Source organism: Microbulbifer sp. TB1203, assembly GCF_030997045.1.
In the GTDB taxonomy this organism is placed as follows: Bacteria; Pseudomonadota; Gammaproteobacteria; order Pseudomonadales; family Cellvibrionaceae; genus Microbulbifer.
The window spans coordinates 2,124,136-2,141,507 of record NZ_CP116899.1 but is presented as its reverse complement, the minus strand read 5'-3'; the positions used below and the strand labels follow the sequence as shown (position 1 = coordinate 2,141,507).

The window sequence follows — 17,372 nt, the reverse complement described above, 5'->3', positions numbered from 1 at the left end:
AGTATCTCTTGGGAGAAAGGGAAATAAATTGAAAATCATCGAAGTCGGAAAAATCCAGGTCGCCAACGACAAACCATTCACCTTGTTCGGCGGCATGAACGTACTGGAATCCCGCGACCTGGCCATGCAGGTGGCGGAGCACTACGTAAAAGTCACGGAAAAACTGGGTATTCCCTATATCTTCAAAGCCTCCTTCGACAAGGCCAACCGCTCCTCCATTCACTCCTACCGCGGACCGGGAATGGAAGAGGGCCTGAGAATTTTTGAAGAGGTAAAAAAAACCTTTAACGTGCCGTTGATCACCGATATCCACGAGCCGCACCAGGCCGCGCCTGTCGCGGAAGTGGTGGACGTCATCCAACTGCCCGCTTTCCTCGCGCGGCAGACCGACCTGGTGACCGCCATGGCGAAGACCGGTGCCGTGATCAATGTGAAGAAGCCGCAGTTTATGAGCCCGCCGCAGATAAAAAACGTGGTGGAGAAATTTGCCGAGTGCGGCAACGAAAAGGTTATCCTGTGCGAGCGCGGCGCCTGCTTCGGTTACGACAACCTGGTGGTGGACATGCTCGGCTTCCGCACCATGATCGACGCCACCGCCGGCGCGCCGCTGATTTTCGACGTGACCCACGCGCTGCAGATGCGCGATCCGGGCGGCGCCGCCTCCGGCGGCCGCCGTGCCCAGGTTACCGAACTGGGCCGCGCCGGCTTGGCGATCGGTATCGCCGGCCTGTTCCTTGAGGCGCACCCGGACCCGGACAAGGCCCTGTGCGACGGCCCAAGCGCACTGCCGCTGGAAAAACTGGAGCCTTTCCTGGCGCAGATGAAAGCGGTGGACGACCTGGTCAAAAGCCTTCCACCACTGGATACCAAATAATACTCGGCACTCGGGACCGCGGAGCTCCAGCTCCGCACACTCCCCTCTCCCGCTTGCGGGAGAGACGCCGGGGGAGAGGGCCCAGGCCGAAGGCCCACCCAACAACGAAAAAACCTGTTCAGCCATTCAACAACACGGAGCCCAAATTAATGAGCAATATTGTCGCCGTAAAAGCCTACGAAGTACTGGATTCCCGCGGTAACCCCACGGTAAACGCCGATGTAATTCTGGAGTGTGGTGCCGTGGGCTCCGCCTGCGCCCCCTCCGGTGCCTCCACCGGCTCCCGCGAGGCGCTGGAATTGCGCGACGGCGACAAGAGCCGCTACCTGGGCAAGGGCGTGCTGAAAGCCGTTGAGAATATCAACACCACTATTGCCGACCTGCTGAAAGGCATGGATGCGACCGACCAGCGCGCCCTGGACAAGGCGATGATCGATGCCGACGGCACCGAGAACAAATCTGTGCTGGGTGCCAACGCCATTCTGGCAGTGTCCCTGGCCGCCGCAAAAGCTGCGGCGATTTCCAAGAATGTGCCTCTTTACCAGCATATCGCCGAGATCAACGGCACCGCCGGCCAGTACACCCTGCCGGTACCTATGATGAATATCCTCAACGGCGGCGAGCACGCCGACAACAATGTGGATATCCAGGAATTTATGATCCAGCCGGTAAAAGCCACCAGTTTTGCCGAAGCGCTGCGCCAGGGAGCGGAAATTTTCCACGCCCTGAAGAAGGTGCTGGCCAGCGAGGGGCTGAACACCGCGGTGGGCGATGAGGGCGGTTTTGCACCGAACCTGCCGTCCAATGAAGCGGCGCTGAAGATGATTGCCGAAGCGGTGGAAAAGGCCGGCTACAAGCTGGGCGACGACATCACTCTGGCCCTGGATTGTGCCTCCTCCGAATTCTACAAGGACGGCAAATACGACCTGGCCGGAGAGGGCAAGCAGTTCGACAGCGAAGGCTTTGCCGATTACCTGGCCGAGCTGTCCGCCAACTACCCGATTTTGTCCATCGAAGACGGCATGGACGAGAGCGATTGGGACGGCTGGAAAGTCCTGACCGACAAGATCGGCAGCAAGGTACAACTGGTGGGCGACGACCTGTTCGTAACCAACACCAAGATCCTCAAGGAAGGCATAGAGAAGGGCGTGGGCAACTCCATCCTTATCAAGTTCAACCAGATCGGTTCCCTGTCCGAAACCCTGGACGCGATCAAGATGGCCAAGGACGCCGGCTACACCGCGGTGATCTCCCACCGCTCCGGGGAGACCGAGGACACCACCATCGCCGACCTCGCAGTAGCCACCGCCGCCGGCCAGATCAAGACCGGTTCCCTGTGCCGTTCCGACCGCGTGGCCAAGTACAACCGCCTGCTGCGTATCGAAGCCGAGCTGAACGGCTCCGCTCCATACCGCGGCCGCGCTGAATTCAAGTAAGCTGTTCGGGTCCCGGTACCCGGGACTGCGGAGCTCCAGCTCCGCCCTGGGAACGCCGAGCTCCAGCTCGGCAACGGGCCGCAAGCCCGCCGAAATAATGTGACTTTTCCATGAAATGGCTGCTGGCAATCCTGATCGCGATATTGCTCGTCACCCAATACCGCCTCTGGGTGGGTGAGGGCAGCTTGGCGGAAGTCGCGCGGCTGAAACGCCAGCTCGCCGAGCAGCGGGATAAAAACACCGCGCTGGAGCGGGAAAACCGCCAGCTGTTGCGCGAAGTGCGCAGCCTCAAGGAGGGCACCGACGGCGTGGAAGCGAAGGCGCGTTACGACCTGGGCCTGATTGAGGAGGGCGAGACCCTGTTTATTTTTCTCGATCCGGAAGAGACGGAAGAGTGATTAGCGGTTCTCTTGTTAGCGGTTATTGGGTAGTAGTGCCCGCCGCCGGTGTCGGCAAGCGCATGGGGGCGGACAGGCCCAAGCAGTACCTGCCACTGCTGGGGCGCCCGCTGTTGTCTCTCACCCTGCGGAATATCCTGTCCTGGCCGGGGCTGGCCGGCGTGGTCGTGGCCCTGTCGGAAGACGATGCCAACTTTTCCCACCTGCCGGAAGCGAAGCATCCGCTGGTGCAGCGGGTGACCGGCGGCGCGGAGCGCGCCGATTCGGTGCTGGCCGCGCTGAACTACCTGGCGACACGGGAAGCCGGGGAGACCGCCGTGCTGGTGCACGACGCCGCGCGGCCCTGCGTGGCGCTGGCGGATATCGAAGCGCTGCTGAGGGCCGATCCGGTGGCACTGCTGGCTCTGCCCGCCAGCGATACAGTCAAGCTCGCAGCCCCTTCTGCCGCGAGCGGGGGAGGGGAGCCAGAGCCTCGTTTGTATGTGGAACAAACCCTGGACCGGGGCAGCATCTGGCTGGCCCAGACACCGCAGCGCGCCCCCCTGGGCCTGCTGCATTCCTGTTTGCGCCGGGCGTTGGAGCAGGGTGCGCCGGTGACCGATGAGGCCAGCGCATTGGAACTCTTCGGCCATGCGCCGCAGTTGGTGCGGGGCCGCGGGGACAACCTGAAGATCACCCATCCTTCCGATATCCTTCTGGCGGAGACTATTTTGCGCCTCCGCTATGCACCCACTGAGGGTAAACGCTAATGAGTTTTAGAATCGGCCAGGGCTTTGACGTACACGCCTTCTGCCCCGGTGATCACGTTATCCTGGGCGGGGTGAAAATTCCCCATGAGCGCGGCCTGAAAGCCCACTCCGATGGCGATGTACTTTTGCACGCGCTGGCCGACGCGTTGCTCGGCGCCCTGGCGCTGGGGGATATCGGTCACCACTTCCCCGATACGGATGCCAGCTACGCCGGCGCCGACAGCCGCGCGCTGTTGTGCCATGTGGTCGACCTGGTTTCGGAACGCGGCTACCACTTGGTCAACGCGGATGCCACGCTGATCGCCCAGGCGCCGAAGATGGCCCCGCATATCGAAACCATGCGCGCGAATATCGCCGCGGACTGCGGCGCGGATATCGGAGCGGTGAGCGTCAAGGCCACCACCAGCGAGCGCCTGGGTTTTACCGGCCGCGGTGAAGGCATCGCCGCCCAGGCGATCGTGTTACTCGAGCGTTTCCATGCCTGATTCCGGGACTCTGTATTGGCCGCAGGCGCTGGACTGGCCGCGGGCGCTCGGCGGCGCGGCGATAACCGGCGATTTTCGCTCCCACCCGGAGGATTTCGTGGTGGAGGAACTGGCGGCGCCGCCGGCTGCGCAAAGTGGCGAGCACGTCTATCTGCGGGTGCGCAAGATCGGCGCCAATACCGGCTGGGTGGCGGGGCAGCTGGCGCGCCTCGCCGGTGTGCAGGTGCGGGATGTGGGTTACTACGGCCTGAAGGACCGCCACGCGGTAACCACCCAGTGGTTCAGCGTATGGCTGGCGCAGAAGCCGGAGCCGGACTGGGAGCGGCTGAACAGTAGCGAAATAACCTTATTGGAACACTGTCGCGGGCCGCGAAAACTGCGCCGGGGAGAACACAGCGGCAACCGTTTTTCGATTCGCCTGCGGCACATCCGCGGCGACCGGAGCAGGGCAGAGCAGGTGCTGGCACTAGTGCCCGCCGGGGTGCCCAATTATTTCGGCGAGCAGCGCTTTGGCCGCGACGGAGGTAACCTGGATCTCGCGCGGCAGCTGGCAGAGGAGAATATCCGGGTACAGAAAAGCTCCAGGGCCTTTGCCATGTCCGCTGCGCGCAGCTGGCTGTTCAACCAGGTACTGGCTGAGCGGGTGCGCCGAGGTAACTGGAGGGAGCTACTCCCCGGCGAGCCCGCGGCCGAAGCCAGCGGTCCCCTTTGGGGGCGAGGCCGGAATCCGGCGGCCGGTGAGCAGGGGCAACTGGAGGGAGAGGTAATTGCTCCCTGGCAGAGCTGGTGCGACTGGCTGGAACACTGCGGCCTCAAGCAGGAGCGTCGGCCGCTGGCGCTGCATCCGGAAGCGTTCGCGTTCGAGTGGGACGGGGAGGACCTGGTATTGCAGTTCGCTCTGCTGCCGGGGACTTTTGCCACGGCGCTGTTGCGCGAGGTGGCGGAGCTGGTCAATGTTGCGGACGCCACATAGAATTCCAGGGACCGCGGAATTCCGGCTCCGCATGCGGGCCGCAGGCCCATCGGTGGCACTTACGAACTCAGCTTCCCCTGTAGGAGCCTGCTTGCAGGCGAAAAGAACAGAACTCTGTAGCTGTTCGCCTGCAAGGGGGGCCAGGGGAATTCCGCACGCAGCGGAAAAGTTGGAACAATAAAGAAATATGGATCGCTTGAAACGAGAAGGTTTGGGGATGACCTCGCAGCGTACCCGCAATCGCCTGATTCAGCGGCTGCGGGAGGAGGGGATTCACAGCGAAGAAGTCCTGGATGTAATGGCATCCACGCCGCGACACCTGTTCCTGGACGAGGCACTTGCGGCACGGGCTTACGAGGACACTGCGCTGCCCATCGGCTACGGCCAGACCATTTCCCAGCCCTATATCGTCGCCCGCATGACGGAGCTGCTACTGAGTCGCGCCAAATCCCTGCACCGTGTGCTGGAGGTGGGCAGCGGCTCCGGCTACCAGACCGCAATACTCGCCCGTCTGGTGGATCAGCTCTACTCGGTGGAGCGTATCGGCCCGCTGTTGGAGAAGGCGCGGCAGCGCCTGCGTGAGCTGAGTATTTACAACGTGGAACTGAAACTCAGCAACGGCGGTTTCGGCTGGCCCGAAAAGGGCCCCTTCGATGCCATTCTCGCCGCCGCCGCCCCCGCATCCGTGCCCGCGGAGCTGAAGCAGCAACTGGCGCCCAACGGTGTGCTGGTGCTGCCGGTAGGCAATGAGCGACAACATCTCACGGTGGTCACCCGCCGCGAGGACAGCGATCAATTTGATGTGGAGACTATGGAGGCGGTGCGCTTCGTGCCGCTACTCTCCGGTGTGGTGCGATGAAATCTATTTTGCAAAGTCGCTATTGGGGCGTGATGGCGCGCGGTATGGCCATGGGCGCGGCGGATGTGGTGCCGGGTGTTTCCGGTGGCACCATCGCCTTTATTACCGGTATTTACCAGGAATTGCTGGATTCCCTGAGCAGTATCGGCCCCCACAGCCTGAAGCTGCTCGCTCGTCGCGGCCCCCTGGTGGCCTGGCGAGTGATTAACGGCAATTTTCTGCTGGCGCTGTTCGGCGGAATCCTGATCAGTATTTTCAGCCTGGCCAGGCTGATCAGCTCCTTACTGCAAAGCTATCCCATTGTGGTGTGGGCTTTCTTTTTCGGCCTGGTACTGGCTTCCGCGGTGCCGATTCTGCGGCGGGTTCCCCGCTGGTCCCCACTGGCATTTGCCTGCTTTGTCGGCGGTGCCCTGGTTGCGGTAGCCGTCAGTGAGCTGCGCCCAGCACAAATTGAGGCGACGCCCATCACTCTGTTTCTCTCCGGCGCGCTGGCGATCTGCGCCATGATCCTGCCGGGAATCTCCGGGGCCTTTATTCTATTGTTGATCGGCATCTATCCCCGCGTGCTCGCCTCGGTGCACGAACTGCAGTTGCTCAACCTCACTTGTTTCGCCGCGGGCGCAGCCACCGGCCTGATGCTGTTCAGCCGCCTGTTGTCGTGGTTGATGCACCGGTACCTGGCGTCGACCCTGGCATTCCTTGCCGGGATACTGCTGGGCAGCTTGAAAATTATCTGGCCCTGGAAACTGCCCGCCCACGGCGTCGAGTCGGTGGGTGACAAACTGGTACCGCTGATGTCCAACACTTCGCCGGCGACCTTTGCCGCACGCACCGGCGAGGACGCCCATCTGGGGGCCGCGCTGGTTGCCGCATTTGCCGCGATGGCATTGGTCCTGCTGGTGGAATACCTCGGGAACAGGCACGGGGTGGAGAAGCAATAGTTGTTGAGAGGTGCGTCTCCGCCGCAATAAGATCTGTTTTAAGTCGGAGTTGCAGCTTTTTCTAAAGGTTTTTGGCGGATTTTTGGAACATTTTTTTAGACACTTTTTCCATAAATGCGACCCTCTGATGTAAAAAGAGAATAATGAAATGTCGTCAATTGCAACATTTTGAATGCCGACAAAGGCTGGGGAAAAAACATCTTTCCCGCCAGCTTAATTTGATAGTGTTCAAGATATTAAGCCTGGCACTTCTGTCCCTGTTGGTTGCTGCCTGCTCTAACCCGCGCGCTCCCACCAGTTCACTGGAGCAGCCGCCGGGCATTTTTCTCGACCATCATACAGTGAGCAGCGGCGAGACCCTGTACTCTATTGCCTGGCGCTATGGCAGGGACTACCGGGAGCTGGCGGCCATCAATCGCATTCCCTCCCCCTACCGGATCTATCCCGGCCAGCGACTCCGGGTCACCGGCGAGGCGCCCCCTGCGCCGGTTGCAATGGGAAAAACGCCCGCCAAAGTGAAGCGGAAGCCGCCACCGCCGGCAAAAGCTCCGCCAGAAAGCTCAAAATCCTTAACACGCGCCACGCCGCGCAAAACCCAGAGCCATTCCTCGAATAGTTCCATCCGCTGGCACTGGCCGGCAAAAGGGAAAGTAATCAGCGGGTTTCGGTCACAGGATCCCTTGCGCAAGGGTGTTGATATCGCCGGAGAAAAGGGAGACTCTGTACTCGCAGCAGCCAATGGCACCGTGATCTACGCGGGAAGTGCGCTGAGAGGCTACGGAAAACTGTTGATCGTCAAGCACAGCGAGGAATTCCTCAGTGCTTACGCCCACAACCACAAGTTACTTGTGCAGGAGGGAAGCGAAGTCAAAGCGGGGCAGAGGATCGCGGAACTGGGTTCAAGTGGTACCGACCGCAATAAGCTCCACTTTGAAATTCGCCGCAACGGTCAACCGGTGGACCCGCTGGCCTATTTGCCATGACCCGTGTTGGTGTCTGACTCTGCAATAAAAATGGATTTTGGTTTGTACCACTTGAGGTAGTCACCGGAGTCGCACGGCCGCGGCCGGCAGAAAATGCTCCTGCAATTTCAGCATTGCCGTTCCTTGGTCATCGATCCGGAGACTGTCGCACCCGCAGTTAACGAGCTGGTAGCAGTCGAACTGCAGTGCGGCTGACATTGGCAAAGTACAAGGAGTTGGGGAAATGGAAGCACAACGGCAAGACCGGATGTTGGGTAGCCAAGTGGATCTTCCTCCAGAGTTGGCAGTGGACCACAATGAGCAACAGTTAGATCAAACAGAGGACAGTGTTAAGAGCCGCACCCGGAGGACAGCGGCAAAGAAAACCTCCGAACCCTCCCCCATTAAATCGAGGGCGCGCAAGGTGGAAAGTGATAGCCACCTGCAGAAAAACCTCGACGCCACACAGCTATATCTCAATGAAATCGGTTTCTCCCCGCTGTTGACCGCTGAGGAAGAGGTCTACTACGCGCGCAAGGCATTGCGTGGCGATGCGGCGGCGAGAAAACGCATGATCGAAAGCAACCTGCGCCTGGTGGTCAAGATTGCCCGCCGCTATGTCAGTCGGGGTCTGGCGCTGCTGGACCTGATTGAAGAGGGCAACCTGGGCCTGATTCGCGCAGTGGAGAAGTTCGATCCGGAACGGGGTTTCCGCTTTTCCACCTACGCGACCTGGTGGATTCGGCAGACCATCGAACGGGCGATCATGAATCAGACTCGCACCATTCGCCTTCCCATTCATGTGGTGAAGGAATTGAATGTCTACCTGCGGGCGTCCCGCGAACTGGCGCAGAAGCTCGACCACGAGCCCTCGGCGGAAGAGATTGCGACCCTGCTGGAAAAGCCGGTGGAAGACGTCGAGCGCATGCTGGGGTTGAACGAGCGCGTCACCTCGGTGGACACGCCTATCGGGCCCTCCTCGGAAAAAACGCTGGTGGATACCATTCCGGACCAGCACGAATCCGACCCCGCGGAGCTGTTGCAGGACAGCGACCTGTTTGACAGCATCAACCGCTGGCTGAGTGAACTGCCGGACAAGCAGTGCGAAGTGGTGTCCCGCCGCTTCGGCCTGCGCGGCTTCGAGGCCAGCACCCTGGAGGAAGTCGGCCGGGAGATCGGCCTCACCCGCGAGCGGGTGCGCCAGATCCAGGTGGATGCGTTGAAACGGTTGCGGGAAGTGATGGAGAAGCAGGGCCTGGACGGGCAGTCTCTGTTCGGCAATCTGTAAACCCGGGGCGCCACTCTGCCCCTTGCTGTAGGAGCGGCCGCTGGCCGCGATCGATCCCGCTTCGTAGCGGCGTCGATCGCGGCCAGCGGCCGCTCCTACAGGGCGCCAAGCGATTAATTGGCCATTATTTCCTGACCCATCGCCCCCGGGTATCCTGGTAGTACTGCCCGGCAGACAGCCGCGCCTCCAGTTTTTCCGCCGCGCGTGCGGCCACCTGGGAAATATCGATATTGTTGCGCTTGGCAATCCTGGCGTATTCCGCCTTGCGCTTGGCGTTCACCTCCGCCACCAGACTTTCCAGTTCGGGCGAACTCTCGCCCACCGCGGCGATATAGCCGCTGTTGGCCTCTCCCACCAGTCCCCGGCTTCTGGCTTCGTCCAGGGTGATGGCCGCTACGGGAAGGGCGATGGCCAGGCCCAGGCAGAGCAGGGCAGTCTTTAAAAGCTTCATGGTTCGGCTCCTCAGAAGATTCCTTCTTTATCCTCAAACACGTTGTCCAGCTCTTTGTCGACTTTCACACGAATCTCGTGCTCTATCTTCACATTGAGGTTGACGGTAATCGGTTCTTTGGGCGCCTGCACCGCTACGGTTGGCGTGCAGCCCGCCACGATGACAGCGCTGAGCAACAGCGGCGGAATCAGTCGGGTGGTCGTCATCGGACGCTCCTCGGGGTTGAACAACAAGGGCATTGTAGCCGGGGTAGCTTAACCCAAACTGAACTCCGGTGGCGCGCCGTGTTTGCCGGTTACTGAAGCTCTTTCTCCAGTGCCTCGGTCAGGTCGCGGCTGGCCTGCAATGAGCGGAGCATGGCGGGAACGTTGTTTTCCAGGTTCAGGTTGATGATCAGGTCCCGATCGGCGGCCACCGACTCGCTGCGTCCCACCAGTTTCAGCTGCATTTGCATATCGCCGCTGGGAGGGTACTCAACCGTACCGGAGAGCTCCCGGTAGTTGTAGTCCTCCAGGGCTCCGGCGACCAGCTTGAGTTGGGGATTGGCGGACAGCATATCGGCGGAGAAGGCGCCGTAGTAGCGCAGCCGCCCGCCGGGGGGGCGTGCCTCGATCCGGCCCTGTTTCACTGTGATGCCCTCGTCACCGGTGTGCAGCGGTATCTGCAGGTCGACGGTGCCGGTTGCGGCGAAGTTTTCCGTTTCCAGCTCCCGGGTCAGCGTCCGGAGGGAAATGCCGGAGAAATTTACCAGGCCGCTGCGCGCTTCTCCGTCCAGGTTCCAGCGCAGCTCGCGCGCTTCCAATGCGCCGTCGAGCAATTCCGCACGGACGCCGGTCAATACCAGATCCCGTTTTTCGTCCAGCGAGACCGCAAACCGGATATTCTCTACCGGGACACCGATATCCAGGGTTTCCGCTGTGAACGGCTGAGGCCGCGACGCAATCCAGTTGTCGCCCTTGCGGCCGGAGGAGAGCTGACCGGTGATTCCCACGGCAAATACATCCCCGTAGACCGCGGCCACTTTTTCGAGCCGTGCATCGAGAAAATCCCGTTGCGCCGCGGGCCAGGACAGCCGGCCTTTGGCGGAAAGCTCTCCCGCCACCAGATCCACCGGCAGCCCCTCTATGGAGTCGCTCAGGGACTGTTGCTGGCTGAAAGTCGCGGGCTCCACAGTGAAAGTGGCGCTGCCCGCGTCGCTGTCCAGTTGGTGCCGCCATTCACTTTCAATGGCCAGCGCCCCGGAGCGCAGCCGATTGTTGCCGCTGAGCTGGTTTCCCTTGGCGGCCAAATCGCCGGCAACGCTGGCTTTCAGCTGGTACTGGTTGCGCGCCCGCAATTGCAGCTCATCGGATTGGTAGCGGGCTCTGGCGCGGAGCCGACCGGCGGCAGAAGCGAAGTGCAGATCGTTCAGCGCCAGTGCGCCCTTTAGCTGAAATTCCGGGCCGCTCAGCGCGCCCAGCTCAATACCGGCCGATGCTCCGAAGCACTTGAAGTCCTGTTTATGCCGGGTGCACTCCATCTCCGCGGACTCCAGCGTTGCGGATTTCACCTGTACCGTTTCCGTGCGGATCTCGCCGGCGGATAAGGACGGATTGATCAGTCGCAATTGCTGTTGTTCATCTCTCCGGGAAAATTCCAGTTGGCTGTCGGTCTGCAGTTCCCGGATGTCGATACCGTCGAATTCGAGCCGGGAAATAGCCGATTCCTGGAAGAGAGTGCATCGGACATCTTCTTCCAGTCTGCAGCGGATATTTTTCAGGGTGGCGTCGAGAGAGAGCGTTTCAGCCGCTTCTCGTGCGCGGATCTGTACTGTCTCCGTTTCGATCTGTACCGGGCCCGGCCATCGGGCCGCCGCAATCGTAACCGGCGCGGGCAGCCGCAGGTCCACCGTCCCGCGATTCCAGCCCAACTGCGCTAACAGGGAGTTCCCGTCGGAACTGCCCACCACTGCTTTTGCCCTGCCCTCGGGCAGAAGGGTCACGGTAAAACTGCGCAGGGGATTGCGGCGGCGCTGCGCGTCCATCTCCGCAAGGGGCAGCAATTCCGCTGTTCCCCGAAAGGAGAGATTGCCTTCCGGGGAGCTTATCGCAACAGGACTCAACACCTCTCGCCAGCGGGCGGACTGAAGCAGCGATGCCGCGGCGCGCAGGTCCAGGTTGCCGTTTGCGGTGAGCAGGGGGGTATCCCGCGGCGTGCGCGCATCGAGCTGCAGTTGCAGTAACGTGTCCTGTTCGGCACCGGGAGACAGGATACGGATATTCGCGCTCCCGGACAGTTCCCTGGGAGTCAGCGGCCACAGTGATGCCAGGTCTACCGAGAGCGGTTCCAGGGTGTCGGCGGAAAGTTGAAGCGGTGCACCGATCGGGTCTTCCGGCAGGGGGATATGCAGGGATTTTGCACTCAGCCGGGCGACGGTCCGGCGGTATCCCTCCAGGTTGAGCAACTGGTCGGGAAATTGCGATTCAATCCTGAGGGAAAACTCGCCGCCGGCCCCGGTGACGGTTCCTGCAATGGGCGGTAACGCCACCAGCTGTTCCAACTCCGCCTGCAAGCGCAATTCTCCCTGCCACGCTTTTCTCTGCTGGCGGGTGGCACTGCCGTCCAATTGCAGGACGTCCTCCCCGGTTGCGGAGGAAATCCGCGCGCGAAGCCGGACTGCGGTGTCCTGCGACACCAGTTGCCACTGGGCCTCCAGGTCGTTGCTGTAGAGGGTTCCGCGAATGGTGTCGCCGTTTTCCCGGCGAAGGCTTAAACGCCCACTGCGGGGCTCGGGCCCGGCCCATTGCAGTTTGTCGATGTCGATTTGCCGGGGCATCTTGCGGCGCAGCAGTTGGAGCAATTCGCTGAGGTAGAGTTTCGGCTCCGCCTCCGACTCTTGGCGGGGAATTTCTGTCGCGGCTTCATCGGACTCCAAAGGAGCCGGCGCCGGATGATAGGTAAGCCCGGCGATAGTCAGTTGGCTGCGGTTGTGTTCATCGCCGAACAGCGCGCCCAGCGGGTGCCGAAGCCGCAAGCCCCACAGTTGGATGCTGGCGCCGCTGGCCAGAAGGATTTCCAGGCTGTCGGCCGAGATGGCATCCGCGCCCAACTGCAGGCCCTGTGTGGAGTGAATCCGGTCGCCGCCGAGCCACGGATTGACCAGCCAGGGCACAACCCTGTCCCTGTCCCGCCATCCCCACCAGCAGACCGCCACCGCTATCAGCAACGTTACGGCGAGGGTGATCAGGCGGTATTTGCGCACAGGAACCTCTTTGAGCTGGGTTGAAGCTGGCTTGCGGGCACAGTCGTAAACAGGGAGACTGGTGACATCGCCGTTACACTGGATATCAGACAGGACACTAGTGTAATGGAACAAGAGAATAATCGGAGTACCGATCGTGAAATACACAATCCGCTTTTTTTACACCGTTATACTGGTTCCTTTCCTGCTTTCAACCGCCGCCGCGGCCGGCGCCTACGACCGGGTAAACGGCGAGGGCTTTGCCAGCCGCTCGCCGGTGCTGGCCCGCAACGGCATGGCCGCCACCAGCCAGCCGCTCGCCACGCAGATCGCACTGGATATCCTGAAGCGCGGCGGCAGCGCCGTGGATGCAGCCATCGCCGCCAATGCGGCACAGGGGTTGATGGAGCCCACCGGCAGTGGTATCGGTGGCGACCTGTTCGCCATCGTGTGGAGCGCCGGGGACGGAAAACTCTACGGCTTGAACGCCAGCGGCCGCTCTCCCAAATCGCTGACTTTCGAATACTTCGCACAGAACAACCTGGATAAAATCCCCTCCCACGGCCCGCTGCCGGTGTCGGTTCCCGGTGCGGTGGACGGCTGGTTCGAGCTGCATGAAAAATTTGGCCGCCTGCCCATGGAGGAGGTGCTGGCACCGGCAATCGACTACGCGGAAAAAGGCTTTCCGGTCACCCAACTGGTGGCCTACTACTGGAAGCGATCTGTGCCGCTATTGGAAAAATATCCGGGCTTTCGCGAGACCTACATGCCAAACGGCCGCGCGCCCATGGAGGGAGAAATCTTCCGCAATCCGCGACTGGCGAAAACCTATAGCGCCATTGCCAGGGGCGGGCGCGACGCTTTCTACAAGGGGGGAATCGCGAAAAAAATCGCCGCCTATATGCAAAACAACGGCGGCTTTCTCTCCTACGACGATCTGGCCAGCCATCAGTCCGAATGGGTGGAGCCCGTGTCCACCGACTACCGAGGCTACGATATCTGGGAGCTGCCCCCCAACGGCCAGGGTATAGCTGCCCTGCAGATTCTCAATATCCTGGAAGGGTATGACCTGGCGGCGCTGGGGCGGACAAGCCCTGAATATATCCACCTGTTCGCGGAGGCGAAAAAACTGGCATTTGAGGACCGGGCAAAATACTACGCTGATCCCGCGTTCAACGAGATTCCGGTGCGGCAACTGATCTCGAAGAAATATGCCGCGGAACGGCGCAAACTGATCGACCGCGACCGGGCGGCGAAACGCTACGACGCCGGCAGTGAGGCGCTGCGGCACGGCGACACCATCTACCTGACGGTGGCGGACAAGGACGGCAACATGGTATCCCTGATCCAGAGCAACTACCGGGGTATGGGCTCCGGTATGACGCCCGGCGACCTGGGTTTTATCCTGCAGGACCGCGGTGAACTGTTCAGCCTGGAAGACGGGCACTTCAACCAGTACCGGCCGGGCAAGCGCCCCTTCCACACCATCATTCCCGGATTTATCACCAAAGATGGCGAGCCGGTGATGAGCTTCGGTGTCATGGGCGGCGCCACCCAGCCGCAGATGCACGCGCAGATCGTGATCAATATGCTGGACTTCGGTTTGAATATCCAGGAGGCCGGCGACGCACCGCGCATCCTGCACAGCGGCTCCAGCCAGCCCACCGGGGAGATGATGCTCGACGGCGGCTACATCAGCCTGGAGGACGGTTTTCCCATGGAAACCCGCCGCAGGTTGGTGCAGATGGGTCACCAGTTGCGCTTCGAGAGCGGCCCCTACGGTGGCTACCAGGCCATAATGCGGAGTGGGAACGGCGTTTATCAGGGGGCGTCCGAGAGCCGCAAGGATGGGCAGGCGGCGGGCTTCTGAACAGCGGGATGCTGGGTGGCGCGGTTGTATGCCCCGACCTCTTGTGGATTCTCACTGGAGTGATAACGTGTGCCTCATTTTCTGAGACCGGATTGTGGAAAAAACTGGAATTGCCATGAAAGACGCCCAACCCCGCACCGTTTACCTGAAGGACTACCGCGCACCCGACTACCTGGTCGACAGTACCCGTCTGCATTTTGAACTGCAGCCGCAGGACACCCTGGTGAAGTCGCGACTGCAGATCCGCCGCAATCCGGCGGCGGAATCGGCGCCCGGGGAGGCGCTGCCGCCCTTGCTGCTGGACGGAGTGGACCTGGAGCTGCTGTCCCTGTCCATCGACGGCGCACTGGTGCCGGCCAGCCGCTACCGGGAGCTGCCGGAGGGCCTCTTGATCCATGTGGAGAATCCGGAGTTCGTGCTGGAAGTCCACAACCGCATCAATCCAAAGGACAATACCTCGCTGGAGGGACTGTACCTCTCCAACGGCATGTACTGCACCCAGTGCGAGGCGGAGGGATTCCGCAAGATCACCTACTATCCTGACCGCCCGGACGTAATGTCCCGCTTCACAACCACCATAGTGGCGCCGCGCCAGTACCCGGTATTGCTGTCCAACGGCAACCAGATAGAGCGGCGCACCACCGAAGACGGGCGCCTGCTCGTCACCTGGGAGGACCCCTTCGCCAAGCCCGCTTACCTTTTCGCCCTGGTGGCGGGAGAACTGCAGACTGTGGAGGACAGTTTTACCACTGTCAGCGGCCGCGAGGTCAAACTGCAGATTTTTACCGAGGCGAAAAATATCCGTAAGTGTGACCACGCCATGCGCTCATTGAAAAAAGCCATGCGCTGGGACGAAGAGGTCTACGGACGGGAATACGACCTGGATATTTTCATGGTCGTGGCGGTGGATCATTTCAATATGGGGGCGATGGAAAACAAGGGGCTGAATATTTTCAATTCCGCCTGCGTGCTGGCCAGCCCTGAGACTGCCACCGACGCCACCTTCCAGCGTATCGAATCCATTGTCGGTCACGAGTATTTCCACAACTGGTCCGGCAATCGGGTGACCTGCCGGGACTGGTTCCAGCTGAGCCTGAAAGAGGGCTTTACCGTATTTCGCGATGCGGAGTTTTCTGCGGATATGAATTCCCGCGCGGTAAAGCGGATTGAGGATGTCTCCCTGTTGCGCACCGCGCAGTTCGCCGAGGACGACGGCCCCATGGCCCACCCGGTGCGCCCGGACTCCTATATGGAGATCTCCAATTTCTACACCCTCACCGTGTACGAAAAAGGCGCGGAAGTGGTGCGCATGATCCACACCTTATTGGGTACAGCAGGTTTCCGCAAAGGCAGCGACCTGTATTTCCAGCGCCACGACGGATGCGCGGTAACCTGCGAGGACTTTATCGCGGCGATGGAGGACGCTAACGGCGTGGATCTCACCCAGTTTCGCCGCTGGTACAGCCAGGCGGGCACGCCGGTGCTGGAAGTGAGCGACGCCTTCGACGCCGCCCATGGCAGCTACGCATTGACCGTCAGACAGTCCTGTCCCGCCACGCCTGGACAGAATAAAAAGTTGCCCTTCCATATCCCCCTGGCGGTGGGACTGCTGGGTGCCGACGGCCGCGACCTCCCCCTCGACCCCCAGGGCACCACACAAAAAGTATTGCAGGTGACCGAAACGGAGCAGACCTTCAACTTCACAGGCCTGAAGGAAAAGCCGCTGCCCTCGCTGCTGCGCGGTTTCTCCGCCCCGGTCAGGGTGCGCTACGGCTACAGTACCGAACAGTTACTGTTCCTGATGCGCAACGACTCCGACGAGTTCAATCGCTGGGATGCCGGCCAGCGCCTGGCCTTTATGGCACTGGAGCAGTTGCAGAAGGACTATCGCGAGGGGCGCAACCTGCAGTTGCAGCCACAACTGGTGGACGCCTACCGCAGTGTGCTGCAAAACCGTGAACTGGACCCGGCGCTGGTGGCTGAGATGCTGGCGCTGCCCAGCGCGCAGACCCTGGCGGAACAGTGCGAGCAGATAGATGCGGAGGCGATTATTGTCGCGCGGGAATTTGCCCGGGGCGCGCTGGCGGAGGCCCTGAAGGGTGAACTGCTGAACTGCTACCGACGGCTGGACCGCGACAAACCCTACCGCCCGGAGGCTGCCGATATCGCCGAGCGCAGTTTGAAAAATACCTGCCTCGCTTATCTCTGTGTCACCGAGGAGGCGGAATTGCTGGCGCTGGCACAGGCGCAGTTCGAAAATGCCGCCAATATGACCGACAGCGCCGCGGCGCTGACTTCTCTGGTCAATCACGCCGCCGACGATATGGCGCAGCCGGCGCTGGAGAGTTTCTACGAACGCTGGCAACAGGATACTCAGGTGGTGGAGTTGTGGTTCGGCTTGCAGAGTACCAGTGCCCGGCGGGGTACCCTGGAGTCAGTCCGGGAATTGATGCAACACCCGGCCTTCGAATTGACCAATCCAAACAAGGTGCGCGCGGTAATCGGCGGCTTTGCCAACCGCAACTTTATCCAGTTCCACCGAGCCGATGGCCGCGGTTTCGAGTTCCTCGCGGAACAGGTGGTCGCCCTGGACAAACTCAACCCGCAAATCGCCGCGCGGCTGGTAACGCCCATTACCCGCTGGAAGAAATACACCGGTGAGCTGGGTGAAAAAATGCATCGGGCGCTGCAATCGGTTATGGAATCCGGGAAGTTGTCGCGGGATTTGTATGAGGTGGTGAGTAAGAGCCTGGTTTAATGCCCGGGACCCGGGACCCGGGATTTGCGTAGGATGGGCAAAGCGAAGCGTGCCCATCACTCCGCAGATGATGGGCACGCTTCGCTTTGCCCATCCTACGGACCGAAT

General features: G+C 61.2%; 15 protein-coding genes. 12 read left to right on the top strand and 3 right to left on the bottom strand.

What is annotated here, in order from left to right; translation table 11 throughout:
- Positions 1-28: 28 nt before the first annotated feature.
- The 10 genes from kdsA to rpoS all read left to right on the top strand — a co-directional run bounded on the left by kdsA (position 29) and on the right by rpoS (position 8,965).
- A complete protein-coding gene (kdsA, locus tag PP263_RS09065; protein ID WP_308368088.1) occupies positions 29-874 on the top strand; it encodes a 3-deoxy-8-phosphooctulonate synthase in 846 nt (281 codons plus the stop codon).
- A 149-nt stretch (positions 875-1,023) separates the two neighbouring features.
- A complete protein-coding gene (gene eno / locus PP263_RS09060; protein WP_308368087.1) occupies positions 1,024-2,310 on the top strand; it encodes a phosphopyruvate hydratase in 1,287 nt (428 codons plus the stop codon).
- Between the two features lie 110 nt (positions 2,311-2,420).
- Positions 2,421-2,708, top strand: a complete 288-nt coding sequence (locus tag PP263_RS09055; RefSeq protein WP_308368085.1) for a septum formation initiator family protein — start codon at positions 2,421-2,423, stop codon at positions 2,706-2,708.
- Positions 2,705-3,457, top strand: a complete 753-nt coding sequence (gene ispD / locus PP263_RS09050; RefSeq protein ID WP_308368084.1) for a 2-C-methyl-D-erythritol 4-phosphate cytidylyltransferase — start codon at positions 2,705-2,707, stop codon at positions 3,455-3,457. The genes PP263_RS09055 and ispD overlap by 4 nt, the downstream gene beginning before the upstream one ends.
- Positions 3,457-3,942, top strand: coding sequence for a 2-C-methyl-D-erythritol 2,4-cyclodiphosphate synthase (gene ispF, locus PP263_RS09045; RefSeq protein ID WP_308368083.1), 486 nt, complete (start codon positions 3,457-3,459; stop codon positions 3,940-3,942). Before ispD ends, ispF begins: the two co-directional genes overlap by 1 nt.
- Entirely contained in the window at positions 3,935-4,915 is a 981-nt protein-coding gene (truD, locus tag PP263_RS09040) for a tRNA pseudouridine(13) synthase TruD (RefSeq protein WP_308368082.1), read from the top strand. Before ispF ends, truD begins: the two co-directional genes overlap by 8 nt.
- 187 nt (positions 4,916-5,102) lie before the next feature.
- Positions 5,103-5,774 carry a protein-L-isoaspartate(D-aspartate) O-methyltransferase gene (locus PP263_RS09035; RefSeq protein ID WP_374693707.1) on the top strand — a complete coding sequence of 224 codons (672 nt, stop codon included), beginning with the start codon at positions 5,103-5,105 and terminating at the stop codon, positions 5,772-5,774.
- A complete protein-coding gene (locus tag PP263_RS09030; RefSeq protein WP_308368079.1) occupies positions 5,771-6,715 on the top strand; it encodes a DUF368 domain-containing protein in 945 nt (314 codons plus the stop codon). Before PP263_RS09035 ends, PP263_RS09030 begins: the two co-directional genes overlap by 4 nt.
- 224 nt (positions 6,716-6,939) lie before the next feature.
- Positions 6,940-7,698, top strand: coding sequence for a peptidoglycan DD-metalloendopeptidase family protein (locus PP263_RS09025; RefSeq protein ID WP_308368076.1), 759 nt, complete (start codon positions 6,940-6,942; stop codon positions 7,696-7,698).
- A gap of 223 nt (positions 7,699-7,921) precedes the next feature.
- Positions 7,922-8,965 (top strand): RNA polymerase sigma factor RpoS, encoded by a 1,044-nt coding sequence (gene rpoS / locus PP263_RS09020; RefSeq protein WP_308368074.1) that lies wholly within the window; start codon positions 7,922-7,924, stop codon positions 8,963-8,965.
- Between the two features lie 124 nt (positions 8,966-9,089).
- On the opposite strand, the gene PP263_RS09015 is transcribed toward rpoS, so the two are convergent.
- From PP263_RS09015 to PP263_RS09005, 3 genes are all read right to left on the bottom strand, one after another.
- Positions 9,090-9,416: a YdbL family protein gene (locus PP263_RS09015; RefSeq protein WP_308368073.1), complete on the bottom strand. Its 327-nt coding sequence runs from the start codon at positions 9,414-9,416 to the stop codon at positions 9,090-9,092.
- A gap of 11 nt (positions 9,417-9,427) precedes the next feature.
- Complete coding sequence (locus tag PP263_RS09010; protein WP_183460395.1) at positions 9,428-9,622, bottom strand: YnbE family lipoprotein; 195 nt, start codon at positions 9,620-9,622, stop codon at positions 9,428-9,430.
- An 89-nt stretch (positions 9,623-9,711) separates the two neighbouring features.
- The gene (locus PP263_RS09005) at positions 9,712-12,657 is read right to left on the bottom strand and encodes a YdbH domain-containing protein (RefSeq protein WP_308368071.1); all 2,946 of its coding nucleotides are present in this window, start codon (positions 12,655-12,657) and stop codon (positions 9,712-9,714) included.
- 136 nt (positions 12,658-12,793) lie between these two features.
- On the opposite strand from PP263_RS09005, the gene ggt reads away from it, so the two are divergent.
- Both ggt and pepN read left to right on the top strand, forming a co-directional pair.
- Entirely contained in the window at positions 12,794-14,506 is a 1,713-nt protein-coding gene (gene ggt / locus PP263_RS09000; RefSeq protein ID WP_308368070.1) for a gamma-glutamyltransferase, read from the top strand.
- Positions 14,507-14,621: 115 nt separating this feature from the next.
- A complete protein-coding gene (pepN, locus tag PP263_RS08995) occupies positions 14,622-17,264 on the top strand; it encodes an aminopeptidase N (protein ID WP_308368068.1) in 2,643 nt (880 codons plus the stop codon).
- The last annotated feature ends 108 nt before the right edge of the window (positions 17,265-17,372 follow it).